Origin of the sequence: Amycolatopsis sp. WAC 01416 (assembly GCF_003947485.1) — a bacterium.
GTDB lineage: Bacteria > Actinomycetota > Actinomycetes > Mycobacteriales > Pseudonocardiaceae > Amycolatopsis.
This window is the reverse complement of the sequence record NZ_QHHX01000001.1, coordinates 35,383-48,405: the sequence shown is the minus strand read 5'-3', so window position 1 is coordinate 48,405 and position 13,023 is coordinate 35,383. Positions and strand designations below refer to the sequence as shown.

At 69.0% G+C, this 13,023-nt stretch carries 13 protein-coding genes; 9 read left to right on the top strand and 4 right to left on the bottom strand.

All coding sequences use genetic code 11. From position 1 onward, the window contains the following. The first annotated feature begins 55 nt into the window (after positions 1–55). From DL990_RS00220 to DL990_RS00195, 6 genes are all read left to right on the top strand, one after another. Positions 56–2,086 carry a DUF6779 domain-containing protein gene (locus tag DL990_RS00220; RefSeq protein ID WP_125797573.1) on the top strand — a complete coding sequence of 677 codons (2,031 nt, stop codon included), beginning with the start codon at positions 56–58 and terminating at the stop codon, positions 2,084–2,086. A gap of 149 nt (positions 2,087–2,235) precedes the next feature. Then, the gene (locus tag DL990_RS00215; protein WP_125786165.1) at positions 2,236–3,405 is read left to right on the top strand and encodes a PrsW family intramembrane metalloprotease; all 1,170 of its coding nucleotides are present in this window, start codon (positions 2,236–2,238) and stop codon (positions 3,403–3,405) included. A gap of 147 nt (positions 3,406–3,552) precedes the next feature. Continuing rightward, the gene (locus DL990_RS00210; protein WP_125786164.1) at positions 3,553–4,467 is read left to right on the top strand and encodes a Rossmann-like and DUF2520 domain-containing protein; all 915 of its coding nucleotides are present in this window, start codon (positions 3,553–3,555) and stop codon (positions 4,465–4,467) included. Next, on the top strand, positions 4,464–5,372 hold the full coding sequence (gene panC, locus DL990_RS00205; protein ID WP_125786163.1) for a pantoate--beta-alanine ligase: 909 nt from the start codon (positions 4,464–4,466) through the stop codon (positions 5,370–5,372). Before DL990_RS00210 ends, panC begins: the two co-directional genes overlap by 4 nt. Before the next feature lie 12 nt (positions 5,373–5,384). Continuing rightward, positions 5,385–5,879, top strand: a complete 495-nt coding sequence (panD, locus tag DL990_RS00200) for an aspartate 1-decarboxylase (RefSeq protein WP_125786162.1) — start codon at positions 5,385–5,387, stop codon at positions 5,877–5,879. Positions 5,880–5,883: 4 nt separating this feature from the next. Further along, positions 5,884–6,672 carry a type III pantothenate kinase gene (locus DL990_RS00195; RefSeq protein ID WP_125786161.1) on the top strand — a complete coding sequence of 263 codons (789 nt, stop codon included), beginning with the start codon at positions 5,884–5,886 and terminating at the stop codon, positions 6,670–6,672. A 95-nt stretch (positions 6,673–6,767) separates the two neighbouring features. Here DL990_RS00195 and DL990_RS00190 read toward each other — a convergent pair whose 3' ends face one another. Beyond that, the gene (locus DL990_RS00190; RefSeq protein ID WP_125797572.1) at positions 6,768–7,529 is read right to left on the bottom strand and encodes a class I SAM-dependent methyltransferase; all 762 of its coding nucleotides are present in this window, start codon (positions 7,527–7,529) and stop codon (positions 6,768–6,770) included. Then, positions 7,526–8,299 (bottom strand): class I SAM-dependent methyltransferase, encoded by a 774-nt coding sequence (locus tag DL990_RS00185; protein ID WP_125797571.1) that lies wholly within the window; start codon positions 8,297–8,299, stop codon positions 7,526–7,528. Before DL990_RS00185 ends, DL990_RS00190 begins: the two co-directional genes overlap by 4 nt. A gap of 96 nt (positions 8,300–8,395) precedes the next feature. Here DL990_RS00185 and lysS point away from each other — a divergent pair, with 96 nt between their 5' ends. Then, positions 8,396–9,907 carry a lysine--tRNA ligase gene (lysS, locus tag DL990_RS00180; protein ID WP_125786158.1) on the top strand — a complete coding sequence of 504 codons (1,512 nt, stop codon included), beginning with the start codon at positions 8,396–8,398 and terminating at the stop codon, positions 9,905–9,907. Positions 9,908–10,058: 151 nt separating this feature from the next. Then, entirely contained in the window at positions 10,059–10,412 is a 354-nt protein-coding gene (locus DL990_RS00175) for an Lsr2 family protein (protein WP_005165380.1), read from the top strand. Positions 10,413–10,424: 12 nt separating this feature from the next. Here the strand turns inward: DL990_RS00175 and DL990_RS00170 are convergent, their stop codons facing one another. Continuing rightward, positions 10,425–11,258, bottom strand: coding sequence for a helix-turn-helix domain-containing protein (locus DL990_RS00170; RefSeq protein WP_125797570.1), 834 nt, complete (start codon positions 11,256–11,258; stop codon positions 10,425–10,427). Between the two features lie 66 nt (positions 11,259–11,324). Here DL990_RS00170 and DL990_RS00165 point away from each other — a divergent pair, with 66 nt between their 5' ends. Then, positions 11,325–11,906, top strand: coding sequence for a TIGR03086 family metal-binding protein (locus tag DL990_RS00165; RefSeq protein ID WP_125797569.1), 582 nt, complete (start codon positions 11,325–11,327; stop codon positions 11,904–11,906). On the opposite strand, the gene DL990_RS00160 is transcribed toward DL990_RS00165, so the two are convergent. Next, entirely contained in the window at positions 11,903–12,661 is a 759-nt protein-coding gene (locus DL990_RS00160) for a (2Fe-2S)-binding protein (RefSeq protein ID WP_370451239.1), read from the bottom strand. The two genes, DL990_RS00165 and DL990_RS00160, sit on opposite strands and share 4 nt — an antisense overlap. Between the last annotated feature and the right edge of the window lie 362 nt (positions 12,662–13,023).

The window sequence follows — 13,023 nt, the reverse complement described above, 5'->3', positions numbered from 1 at the left end:
CGCTCGAAGTACCGACTAGGTCTCGTTCGGATTACTAGAAGGTACGGTGTTGGGCATGACCGGGGTGGGTGACGACTCGCGCGGCCGCCTTGCGGGTAGGCCGTGGCTTGTCGTCGGCTTGGTTCTCGCCGTCGGCGCGACTCTCGCATTGGTGCTTTCCGACGACCTCCGCTACTTGCGGCTGGGCATCGTCGCGGCGCTGTGGGCCGCCCTGATCGGTGCGTTCCTGGCGGTCCGCTACCGCAAGCACGTGTCACAGAGCGAGGACGCCGTCGCCGAGGCGCAGGCCGTCTACGAGCTTGAGCTGGAACGCGAGATCGCCGCACGCCGCGAGTTCGAGCTGGAGATCGAAGCGGAGAGCCGGCAGGTCGCCGAGAACCGCTCCCATGACGAGCTCGAAGCGCTCAGAGCCGAGGTGAGCGCCCTGCGTGAAAGCCTCCAGTCGCTCTTCGGCGGCGGCGAGGTTCTCCTCGAACGTGTCGCGCTCACCGCGCAGGCCACCCGGATGCGGTCCCTCGACAACAAGCAGCTGATGAGCGCCGGATCCGAGAATGGCAACGGCAAACCCCAGCTGATGCCCGCCAAGAGCACCACCATCGACGTCGACGAGCGTGAGCGCGACCGCCCGACCGAGATGATCGACCGCGTCCTCGAACCCGCGTCCGCGCGGGCGGGGACGCCGCCGGCCGCTCGTCGCAAGCCGTCGAACGGCCAGGTCAACGGCACCAATGGCTACGGCCAGAGCAACCAGGTCCAGCGGCCGAAGCCGGTCGACGAATCCACTCGCCGCAGCATGCGCAAGGCGGACGCCCGCGCTTCGAAGGCGGCCGAGGCGCTCGCCGCCGAAGCCGCCCGCCGCGAGCGGATCGAGATGTCCAACCCCGGTATGTCGCCCGCCGAAGTTTCGCAGCCCCAGCGTCCAGAACCGCAGCGCAAGACCCCGCCGCCGGTGACGCCCGCCGAGGTGTCGCGCCCGTCCATGCCAGGCGTCTCCCGCGCCGAGGTCTCGCAGCCGTCGATGCCCACCGTCGCCCGGCAGCCCCAGCGCCCGGAACCCCAGCGCCCGGAACCCCAGCGCAACGAACCGCCTCGCCGTCCGCAGCAGCCTTCGTTGCAGCAGCGGCTCGACGCCGGCACCGTGCAGCGGCCGCCCGCGCCGCGCCCGGAGGAGCAGACCCGCAAGGAGACGCCGCCGGTGAAGCCCGCCGCGCAGGCGAAGCCGGTCAAGCGGGTCGAGCCGGACCGTCCGCGGCCGAACCGCGAGCTCGGCCTGACCCGTCCCGGGATGAAGCCGGTCGAACGGTCCCACCCGGCCGGTGGCACGCCGCCGCCCGCGAACAAACCCGCCGCACCGGAGCCGATGGAGGCCACCGGCGAGTGGAAGCCGTCGTGGACGCAGGAGCGCCCGGTGTCCGACCTGAGCGCGGCGTTCCCCAGGAAGGACGACTTCCAGGACCGGCTGCGCCCCACGCCGCCACCGAAACCGCAGCAGCAGCCCCAGCCGTCGGCGTCCCAGCCGCGGTCGGAACCGCGCCCCGAGCCGCGTCGTGATCCGGAGCCGCCGACCCCGCTGTCGATCCCCATGCCGATCCCGGTCGTGTCCGAGCCGCCTCGCCGGGCAGAGCCCGTGCGGCAGCCGGAGCCAGAACCGGTGCGCCGTCCGGCCGCCGAGGCGCCGTCGCGGCACGGCGGCGGCACCGAGGAGCCGCCCGCGGTCAACCCGACGCTTCCCGAAGAGGTCCGCCTGACGCAGAACGGCGGCGGACGCCGTCGCCGGGCGGCGGAGGACTCCTCGGTCTCGCTCACCCCGGCCCCGAACGTGCCGGAGCCCACCGGTGGCGGCCGTCGCCGCCGCCCGGACGGCGAGCCCCCGGCTTGGCAGAGCTCCGAGTCCTCCGGCGGTCGTCACGGCGGCAGGCGGGCGAAGCCGGACGACGAGGCGCCGTCGCGCAACGGGTCGTCACACAGCCGTCCGGAGACGCCCGCCGCGGGTTCCCACGCCTCCGGCCGGTCGGTGATGGACCTGCTCGCGGCGAACGGCGCGAACGAGTCCACCCCGCGGCGCAGGCGGCGTGCCGAGGACTGAGCATTTTCGAAGGTGAACCCGCGACCGCGATCGACGTCGGCAGGGCGCTCGCTGGTCGACCCGGGCGGGTTCACTTGCGGCCCGGTACCACCGCGTACTTCAGCTCCACGTACCGCTCGTATCCCGTACCGACGGTAGGGTGACCCGCTGTGAGCGAGCCTTCCTCCCCGGCGCCCGGTCCCGACCGGCCACGCCGGTCTCGGTCGATCACCGTGCTGCTGCCGGTGCTCGGGCTGATCGCCGTCGCGCTGTGCGGGTTGTTCGTGTTCGGCACGGTGACCGAGAAGGTCGGGTTGCCCGCGGTGACGATCGGTGTGCTCGCGGCGCTGGTCCCGGTCGCCGTGGTGGTCACGGCCTTCCTGTGGGTCGACCGCTGGGAACCGGAGCCACCGAAGCTCCTGCTGCTGTCCTTCGTCTGGGGCGCTTGTGTCGCGACGATCATCGCGCTGCTGCTCAACAGCGGCGCCGAGGCCGTCGGTGACCTGCTGCTCGGCACCGGCGTCGGAAGCAAGATCAGCGGACTGGTCTCCGCGCCGTTGGTCGAGGAAGCCGCGAAGGCCGCCTTCATCCTGCTCCTGTGGTGGCGCCGGCCGATCGAGTTCGACGGTGTCGTGGACGGCATCGTCTACGCCGGCTTCACCGCGGCCGGGTTCGCCTTCACCGAGAACATCTATTACTTCGGCCGCGCCTTCGCCGAACACGGCTTCGGTGACGGCACGAGCGCCGGCGTGCTCGCGGCGTTCTTCCTCCGCGGGGTGCTTTCGCCGTTCACCCATCCGCTGTTCGCCGTCATGACCGGGATCGGGCTCGGCGTCGCCGCGAGCAGCAAGGTGCGCTCGCTGCGGATCCTGGCGCCGATCGGCGGCTACGTCGTCGCGGTGCTGCTGCACGCGCTGTGGAACGGCGCCGCGCTGCTCGGCGGCGCCAAGACCTTCCTGAACGTCTACTTCCTGATCATGGTGCCGCTGTTCATCGGGGTCTTCTCGGTGGTGGTCATGCAGCGGCGCCGCGAGCAGCGGATCGTCGCGGCCGCGTTGCCGCTGATGGTCGACGCGCGCTGGATCGCGCCGTCCGAGGTGCCGCTGCTGGCCAGTCTGTCCGGACGGCGGTCGTGGCGGAAACAGGCGCGGAAGCAGTCGGGGCGGGAGGCGGCGAAGGCCGTCGGCCGCTACCAGGCCAGCGTGACCGAGCTCGCGTTCCTGCGGCGTGGACGGAAGCTCACCGACGAGGCCAAACAGCGGCAGCGCGAGCTGCTCCAGGTGCTCAAGACGTCGCGCGCCGAGGCCGTGCGGCTGGCCGACGGCGCGCCACGCGGGTGACCACGGTCAGGTGAAGCTGGTCACGAGGGCCGTTTCAGACACGGGCCGGAGGGTTACCCTCGCGCCGTCGTCTGGTACCCGCGCCCACCGAGCGGGACTGGAACGAGTTGAGGAGTTTTCGACCATGAGCGTCCACTGGCGCACGCCATGATGAGGCCCGCTCGCCTGGCCGTCGGCGTCGTTTCCGCGGGCCGGGTCGGCAGTGTCGTCGGTGCCGCGCTCTCCAGGGCCGGGCACACCGTCGTCGCCGCTTCGGGCCTTTCCAACGCTTCGGTTCGCCGGGCGGAGCAACTGCTCCCCGACGTACCCCTCCTGCCTCCCGACGAGGTGGCCCGCCGCGCCGACCTCGTCCTGCTGGCCCTGCCGGACGACGCGCTCGCGGGGATGGTGCGCGGCCTCGTCGCCACCGGCTCCCTGCGGCCCGGCCAGATCGTCGTGCACACCTCCGGGTCGCACGGCATCGACGTCCTCGCGCCCGCCGCCGAGGCCGGGGCGCTGCCGCTGGCCCTGCACCCCGTGATGACCTTCACCGGCCGCGCCGAAGACCTCGACAGGCTGGCCGCGTGCAGCATCGGCGTCACAGCCACAGAGGGTGACGAAGCGGCGTGGAACGTCGGTGAGGCGCTGACCGTGGAGATGGGCGCGGAGCCCGTCCGGGTCCCTGACGAAGCGCGAGCGCTCTATCACGCGGCGTTGGCACACGGTGCGAACCACCTGATGACCCTGGTCGCCGATTGCGCGGAATTGTTGCGGGAGGCGGGAATCGCCCAGCCCGAACGCCTGGTGGCTCCGTTGTTGTCGGCGGCGTTGGATAATGTTCTCCGACACGGGGACCGGGCGCTGACCGGGCCGGTGGCCCGTGGTGACCTCGGCACCGTGCGTAAGCATCTCGCGGTGCTGGCCGAACGCGGCCCCGACGTCGCCCCGAGCTATCGCGCGCTGGCCAGGCGCACGCTGGCGCGCGGCGACGCCGCCGGGCTACTGGATGCCTCGGCCGCCGCCGAGCTCACCGAACTCCTGAGTGATCCCGCAGATCCCGCCGAAGGGCAGCAAAACCAGTGACCACACCGAAATTCGCCCGAGGCACGCTGCACACCTTCCAGCCGCCCGAGCAGGTCAGCAAGGTGACGCGTGCCCTGCACGGCGTCGGCCGCAAGGTCGCGCTGGTGCCCACGATGGGCGCCCTGCACGCGGGGCACCGCGAGCTGATCCGCCGGGCGAAGCGGCTGCCGAACACGGTCGTCGCGACGTCGATCTTCGTGAATCCCCTGCAGTTCGGGGAGGGCGAGGACTTCGAGGCGTACCCGCGTCCGCTGGACAAGGACCTCGAGGTGCTGAAGGAGGACGGCGTCGAGCTGGGCTTCCTGCCCAAGGCGTCGGATCTGTATCCCGACGGGGCCACCGTCACGGTGCATCCCGGCGCGCTCGGCGACGAGCTGGAAGGCGCGGTGCGGCCGGGGCATTTCGCCGGCGTGCTGACCGTGGTGGCGAAACTGTTCAACATCGTGCGGCCGGACTACGCCTTCTTCGGGGAGAAGGACTACCAGCAGCTGGTGCTGATCAAGAAGATGGTGCGTGACCTGAACTTCGACACCCGTGTCATCGGGGTGCCGACGGTCCGGGAACGCGACGGGCTGGCGTTGTCCTCGCGCAACGTCTACCTGACTCCGGAACAACGCGAGGACGCGATCGTGTTGTCGGCGGCACTCACCGCGGGTGCCTTCGTCGGACGCGACGGTGCGGAAGCCGTGCTGGCGACCGCCAGGCAGACCCTCGCCGCGCGTCCCGCGGTCGAGGTCGACTATCTGGAGTTGAGGGGAACCGACCTCGGGCCCGCGCCCGCGGACGGTGAAGCGCGGTTGCTGATCGCGGCCAGGGTGGGGAGTACCCGGCTGATCGACAACGTCCCGGTGATGCTCGGCGCAGCCGTCGATCATCCGGAAAACGCGCTGGACGCAGGGGAATAAGGAGAGTCCACGATGTACCGCACGATGCTGAAATCGAAGATCCATAGGGCGACGGTCACCCAGGCCGATCTCCACTACGTCGGTTCGGTGACCGTCGACGAGGACCTGATGGACGCGGCGGATCTGCTGCCGGGCGAACAGGTGTCCATTGTGGACGTCACCAATGGCTCGCGGCTCGAGACCTACGTGATCGCGGGCGAACGCGGCAGCGGGGTGCTCGGCATCAACGGCGCCGCGGCGCATCTGGTGCACCCCGGGGATCTGGTGATCCTGATTTCGTACGCGCAGATGGAGAACGCCGAGGCGGCGTCGTTCCGGCCGCGGGTCGTCTTCGTCGACGCGGACAACCGGATCGTCGAGAAGGGCGCCAACCCCGGTCACGCGCCGGAGGGTTCCGGTCTGTTGAGCGGCACCGTGACGCTGGCCGACGACGACACGATGACCTTCCCGGTCGCCGAAACCGCCGACGCCCGCCGTCTCGACGCGCTTCTGCACGCCGAAAGCTGAGCCCTTGCTGCTCACGGTCGACGTCGGTAACACCAACATCGTGCTCGGCCTGTACTCCGGCCAAGAGCTGATCGGCGACTGGCGGATGCGCACCGACGCGCGGATGACCGCCGACGAACTGGCGTTGACCATGCGCGGCCTCCTCGGCTCGCACGCGGACGCGATCACCGGGATCAGCGCGCTGTCCACGGTTCCCGCCGTGCTGCGGGAACTGCGCGTCATGCTTTCGCGCTACTACGGGCGGTTGCCGAAGATCGTCATCGAGCCGGGGGTGCGCACCGGCGTGCCGCTCCTGGTCGACAATCCCAAGGAGGTGGGGGCGGACAGGCTGGTGAACACCCTGGCCGCGCACCATCTGCACCCGTCCACCGCTTGCGTGGTGGTGGATTTCGGGACTTCGACCAATGTGGACGCCATCTCCGCCAAGGGCGAGTTCCTCGGCGGCGCGTTCGCGCCCGGCATCGAGATCTCGGTCGACGCGCTGGCCGCACGGGCCGCGGCGCTGCGCAAGGTGGAACTGGTGCCGCCGCGGTCGGTGATCGGGAAGAACACCGTGGAATGCCTGCAATCCGGCATCCTCTACGGGTTCGCCGGCCAGGTCGACGGCCTGGTGAAGCGGATCAAACGCGAGCTCTCGCCCGGCGGGACCGATCCCGTCGCGGTGATCGCGACCGGTGGCCTGGCGCCCTTGGTGCTCGAGGAGTCCGAAACGATCACCGAGCACGCGCCGGATCTCACCCTGCTTGGCCTGCGCCTCGTCTACGAGCGCAACCACGCCTCCGCCCGCCCGTGATCAGACACGTAACTCACGTGATTGGAGGCGTAACTCGCGAGTTACGCCTCCAATCACGTGAGTTACGCCTCTGATCACGCGAGTTACGCCTTCGGTCACGGGCGTGAGGCGACGATCAGCACCCGCCGCGTCATCAGGTCCTGGTTCCGCAGCGTGAGCTCGATGCTCGCCCGCAGTTTCGCCGGATCCGCGCCGGATTCCGCCGCCAGTTCGGCCACGCGCTCCAGCGAGAGCTCCCCGGTCCGCCGCTGCCGCGCCCGCCAGTCCGTCGTCTCCTCGTAGGAATGGACGTCGAACCCGGCCGCTTCCAGTAACGGCCGGTGGTCGGGCACCTGCGGTGGCCGGTTCTCCGGCTGCCCGTCGAAGTCCCAGGTCGTGACGAGCAGGCGCCCGCCGGGCGCGAGGATCCGCGCGAACTCCTCGCAGGCGCGCCGTTTGTCGGGCGCGAACAGCAGCGCGTCGACGCTCATCACCGCGTCGAACGACGCGTCTTCCAGCCCCGTGTCCGAGAAACTGCCGATCTGGAAGTCGGTGGCTTCGACGTCCATCGCCTCCGCGCGGCGCCGCGCCGAAGCCAGCGCCGTCTCCGCGATGTCGACGCCGGTGAGCGTCGCGTAGGTGCGCGCGGCGACCCACAGGCCCGGCCCACCGCGCCCGCAGCCGATGTCGGCCAGCCGCCCGCCCGGTTCCAGTCGCGCCCCGGCCACGATGTCGCGCAGGTCGGTCCGGGTCACGAAGCTGTAGGTGTCGAGTTCGGCTGGGTACTCGTCGCCGTAGACGTCGGCCCAGATCCCCGCCGAGACCGCGGACGCGGGCGCGCCGAACGTCGTGGTGAACGCGGCCTTCCAGTCGGTCATCGTTTACCCGCCCGGAAGACCGTGGTGGTGAGCGGAAGGTCGAATTCCCCCGAGGCGGTTTCCGGGTTCCGGTCGAGGAATTCCCGCGCCGCGCGCAGTTTGGCGGCGCGTTCCGCTTCCGGCGCCACCAGCAGATGCGAATGGGTGGCGATCGTCTCCACCAGGCTTTCCGCCGTCCTGGGTTGTTTGTAGCTGAAGGTCTCCTTCTCGAACGGCTCGAAGGCCTCGTGTTCCGGCAGCGATTCGTAGTCGCTCAACCAGCGCCTGCTCATCGAGCTCTTGATCAGCGTGTTGAACTCCGCCAGCCAGCCCGTCGACTCGTCGTCGTGGTTCCACAGCGCCACAACGACTCCGCCCGGCCTGAGCACCCTGGCCATCTCCGGATAGGCCCGGTCGAGTTCGAACCAGTGGAACGCCTGCCCGACGACCACGGCGTCCACGGCCTCGTCCGGCAGCGGGATCCGCTCCGCGGTCCCGATGAGCGGGGTCACGGCCGGGAGCGCCTTGGCGAGCTCTTCGAGCATCTGCGCGTCCGGTTCGACCGCGGTGACCGCGACGTCCAGTGCGAGCAGGCCCTGGCTGACCTTGCCGGTGCCCGCGCCGAGGTCGAGGACCCGTTCCGGTGTTCCCCGGGCGCCTGCCAGCCCCCAGGCCAGTGCCTTTTCCGGATAGCCGGGCCGATGGGCGGCATAGGCGGCGGCCTTCGCGCCGAACGAAGCGGCGCGGCGGGCGTGCAGTTCGGGTTCGATGCCGGGAGTGGATGAGTTCACGCGAACCAGGTTAATGGAGAGAAAACCGGCCGGTCCGGACTCGGAAAAGGTAATCCGGTTGGCGTAGGGAAGCGGCGGGTTCGTACGCTGTGCGCCATGACTGAAATCCCCGCATCCGAGGGCGTGAGCCCCGACGAAGACCTGCCGGAACAGATGCGGGTGCGCCGGGACAAGCGCGACCGGATAATCGCGGAGGGTATCGATCCGTATCCGGTCGAGGTGCCCCGGACGCACTCGCTGGCCGAAGTGCGCGAGAAGCATTCCGGTCTTCCGGTCGACACCGCCACCGGCGAGATCGTCGGCGTCACCGGCCGGGTCATGTTCATGCGCAATACCGGCAAACTGTGTTTCGCGAGTCTCCGTGAAGGCGACGGCACCGAGTTGCAGGCGATGATCAGCCTCGCGAAGGTGGGCGCGGACGCGCTCGCGGCGTGGAAGTCCGATGTCGATCTCGGCGATCACGTATTCGTCGAGGGCGAGGTCATCACCTCCAAGCGCGGTGAGCTTTCCGTGATGGCCGACTCATGGCGGATCACGTCGAAAGCATTGCGCCCGTTGCCGGTGATGTACAAAGAGCTGGCCGAGGAAACGCGGATCCGGCAGCGTTATGTCGATCTGATCGTGCGTCCCAAGGCGCGGGACGTGGTCCGCACCCGGGCCGGTGTGCTGCGTTCCCTGCGTGACTCGTTTCACGGCCGGGGATTCCTCGAGGTCGAGACCCCGATGCTGCAAACGCTGCACGGCGGCGCGGCGGCGCGGCCATTCGTCACACATTCGAATGCCTTCGACCTCGACCTCTACTTGAGGATCGCACCGGAGCTGTACCTCAAGCGTTGCGTGGTCGGCGGTATCGAGAAGGTCTTCGAGATCAACCGGAACTTCCGGAACGAGGGCAGCGACTCGTCCCACTCGCCGGAGTTCGCGATGCTCGAGTACTACGAAGCGTATGCGACCTATGACTCCAATGCGGTGATGACGCGCCAGCTCATCCAGGAGGCGGCGCAGAACGTTCTCGGTACTCAGGTGGCTACTCTCGCCGACGGTTCGGAGTACGACCTGTCCGGCGAGTGGACCACGCTCGGAATGTACGAGTCGCTGTCCGGGGCGTTGTCGGAAGAGGTCACTCCCGAGACATCGGCGGACAAGCTGCGTTCCTATGCCGAAGCGCGAGAGCTGGAGCTCGACCCAAAGTTAGGCCACGGCAAACTCGTCGAAGAACTTTGGGAACATCTCGTCGGAGATCATCTTCACGAACCCACTTTTGTCCGTGATTTTCCGGTCGAGACATCCCCGCTGACCAGGCAACATCGCAGCAAGCCGGGGGTGGCCGAGAAGTGGGATCTGTACGTGCGCGGATTCGAACTGGCCACCGGATACTCCGAGCTCGTCGATCCCGTGGTGGAGCGTCAGCGTCTGGTGGAACAGGCTCGGCTGGGTGCGCAGGGTGATAGTGAGGCCATGAACCTGGATGAGGATTTCCTCCGTGCGCTGGAGTACGGAATGCCGCCGAGCGGTGGTGTCGGAATGGGGATCGACCGGTTGCTGATGGCGCTGACCGGCCTTGGTATCAGGGAGACCATCCTCTTCCCGCTCGTCCGACCCGAATAACCCGTCCGCGTGACAGATACCTCGATCGTTCTCGTAAACAAGATTTGCGTTATGTCTCGGTAGCGGGTATTAATGTCGCTAGACAAAGTCTTCTGTCCGGGGCATGCCCCGTACCAGATCATTCGTGTAAGCCCCCAGCAGGAGGAAACAGATGGCACAGAAGGTGCTCGTCTCTCTCGTCGACGACCTCGACGGCACTGAGGCGGAAGAGACCGTCGAGTTCGGTTTGGACGGTGTGAGCTACCAGATCGACCTTTCCGCGGAAAACGCGGAAGAGCTTCGTGACGCGCTGGCCCAGTATGTGGAGCACGCCCGTCGCGCGGGTGGCCGTAAGCGCACCGCCATTCGTCCGGTCGCCGGCGTGAAGGCCGCCGCCCGCCCCGCGACCGTGGACCGTGAGCAGAACCAGGCCATTCGCGCCTGGGCCCGCAAGAACGGCTTCCAGGTTTCCGACCGTGGACGTATCCCGTCCGAGGTCGTGGAGGCCTACCACAAGAAGAACTGAGGTCTTTCGGACTCACAAGCCGCCGGGAAACTGTTCCCGGCGGCTTTCTTGTTCTTGTACACGGTTCAAGCGGGCGTACTCGGTGGGCGCCCATCCGGTCACGGAGCGGAAATCCCGGATGAAGTGGGCTTGGTCGCTATAGCCCAGCGTGAACGCCAGTTCCGCGTAGTCCGGCCGATCCTCGGCGGCGATCCGTGCCGCCGCCTCGTTCAATCGGTACACCTGAATCGCCCATTTGGGGGTGGCGCCGACATGTTCGGCGAACAGGCGTTGCAGGCTTCGCTGAGACAGGCCCGTTCGGCTTGACAGCTCGCCGACTCTGGTAACGGCCGGATCGGCCGCGATTGTTTCGACGGCTTCGATGGCCGACCTGGCCGCGGCGGTGAGCACGGGATCTTTCGCGAGGAGCAGTTCCTCGCACCGGCGGACCATTTCGAAGTCGTTCGTCGCATTCCGTACCGATTCCGTCACCGGTCCGGCGCCGGGGAAGAGATCGGTGAGTGGAACGGAACCGCCGGAGATCATCGTGACCGGGCCGGTGAGGAATGCCCGGAATGCCCCCGGCCGGAATCGCACGCCGATACCGTGGCCGGCGCCGGCGACGGTGTGGCGGAAAGGTCGTTTCCCCGGTCCGAAGACACCTTCCGCGTGGCGGAAGAACGTGACGTTCACCGCGAGATTGGGCAGGACCACCTGTTCGTGGGGCGGACGGCCGCTCAGATCCCAGCGCAGCACCCAGTGGTGGTCGACGAACGGGCGCAGGCCCGGTGCGGGTGGATGCCGCACGAGGCTGAACTTCGCCTGCCGCGCGTTGACGATCCCCGCCGGGATCCGGTGCCCGCTCACCCCCTCAACCTAACCCTGTCGCGTTTCTTCAAGACGGTGCGCCGGTTTCCGTGAACTGATGCCCCCATGTCCGAACACGCTGCCCTGATCGCCCCCGCCGCCGCGGAATTCGCCGGAATCCTGCGCGGGATCGGCGAGTCCGACCTCGCCGCCCGCACCCCGTGTGCCGAATACGACGTCCGCGCCCTGCTGAACCACCTTCTCTACTGGGGACCCTGGCTCGAAGCAGCCGGGCGCAAGACACCGCCGCCCGAGGTGTCCTCCGGCGAGGAGGAGGCAGGGCTCGTCGGCGGCGGATGGCTCGGTGACATCGAGAAGCAGACCGCGCGGCTCGTGGACGTCTTCGGGACGCCCGAGGCGTGGCAGGGGCAGACCACCTTCGGTGGCAACCCGATGCCCGCGTCGATGGCCGGCTACATGGTGCTGGACGAGTTCGTCTTCCACGGCTGGGACCTCGCCAGGGCGACCGGTGCGGAGTTCACCGTTCTCCCCGAAGTCGCCGACGCCGTGTACGCCATCGCGCTGGAGATCGGTGATCAGGCGCGGGCGATGAAGGTGTACGGCGACGAAGTGACCGTCGCGGAAGGCGCGACGACGTTCGAGCGCGCGTTGGGCGCGACGGGCCGGAATCCCGCCTGGACCCCTTAACGGATTCGCGGACAGCCGCCGCATTCCGATTCCGCGGGCAGCAGATAGGAGAAACAGCAGCTTTCGCGGTTTCTCGCCCACTCGCGGCGGCCGTCGGCTCCCGGCGCCGACGTCAGCTTCGACGCCGACGTCAGTGGCGGGAACCGCGATTCGAGGACCAGCGCGCCGAACTCGTCCCCGGCGCCCTCGGCCTCCGGGGTCCCGCCCAGCCGTCCCGCCGACCACAGCGCGTTGTCGAGCGCGTCCGTGGCTGCCGCCCACAGCTGCCGCCGCCCGAGCCTCGTCAGCGGCCCGTAGACGTCGATGAACCGGCTCGCGTGCGCGACGAACCTGCCCCGCAGGACGGTCGCCAGCGCCCGCTCGTCCGGGACGACGACCGCCTCCGGGTGCGCCGAGCCCGGGTCCGTCGGCAGGCAGTGGAAACCGTCACCGAGGACGGCGACGGAGTCGGGGTGGGGCCGGTCGGCGCCGATCCGGAACGCCAGCGCGGACGGCGCCAGCGACGGGACGCGGCGTTCGTGGTGCAGCAGCATCGCGCCGGCGAAGGCCGGGACGTGCAGATACCAGGACAGGATCCAGCTCGCCGGGGTCCGCTCGGGGATCGCAGGGGCTTCCGAGTACGTCTCGGCCAGCCAGCCGGTGAGCCGCTCCCGCCAGCGCACGAGACGGGCCGGTTCGCCGAGCAGGTCGCCGCAGCGGACCCAGTCCGGCTCGCCCTCCGGCACGTCTCCGCGGAGCCGGGCGTCCCCGGGCATCCTGGCGAGGGAGGCCCGGAGCCCGTCCACGGGGGACGCGAGCGCGTAGTGTCGTGACACACCGGCCTCCCGTCATTAGGTACGCCTAACCTTACATACGATCCGTGACTACTCCGGACGGGTGTCCATCCACTGGGCGGACCCGTGTTCGCGCTCAGCGGACAACGCCCGTCCGGCGGAATCCGGACGCGTGTCCGCACGTTGTGCTTGACGTAAAGGTGCAGGGCAACCGGAAGATGAAAGAGCGCACGGCCGGAGAACGGGCCGGGCGCGAACGGGCCGCAATCAGCCGTAGTGGTACGCCAGCGCGACCGCGTGGCTACTAGAGTGGTCTCACGGTGCTGAATCCATCGCGGTGAAAG

What these genes read in the sequence shown, in the direction of transcription:
- DL990_RS00160 (WP_370451239.1), bottom strand. Translation starts at nt 12,661, where the DNA reads ATGCCCGGGGACGCCCGGCTCCGCGGAGACGTGCCGGAGGGCGAGCCG.
- panD (WP_125786162.1), top strand. Translation starts at nt 5,385, where the DNA reads ATGTACCGCACGATGCTGAAATCGAAGATCCATAGGGCGACGGTCACC.
- DL990_RS00175 (WP_005165380.1), top strand. Translation starts at nt 10,059, where the DNA reads ATGGCACAGAAGGTGCTCGTCTCTCTCGTCGACGACCTCGACGGCACT.
- DL990_RS00210 (WP_125786164.1), top strand. Translation starts at nt 3,553, where the DNA reads ATGATGAGGCCCGCTCGCCTGGCCGTCGGCGTCGTTTCCGCGGGCCGG.
- DL990_RS00190 (WP_125797572.1), bottom strand. Translation starts at nt 7,529, where the DNA reads ATGACCGACTGGAAGGCCGCGTTCACCACGACGTTCGGCGCGCCCGCG.
- DL990_RS00220 (WP_125797573.1), top strand. Translation starts at nt 56, where the DNA reads ATGACCGGGGTGGGTGACGACTCGCGCGGCCGCCTTGCGGGTAGGCCG.
- DL990_RS00165 (WP_125797569.1), top strand. Translation starts at nt 11,325, where the DNA reads ATGTCCGAACACGCTGCCCTGATCGCCCCCGCCGCCGCGGAATTCGCC.
- lysS (WP_125786158.1), top strand. Translation starts at nt 8,396, where the DNA reads ATGACTGAAATCCCCGCATCCGAGGGCGTGAGCCCCGACGAAGACCTG.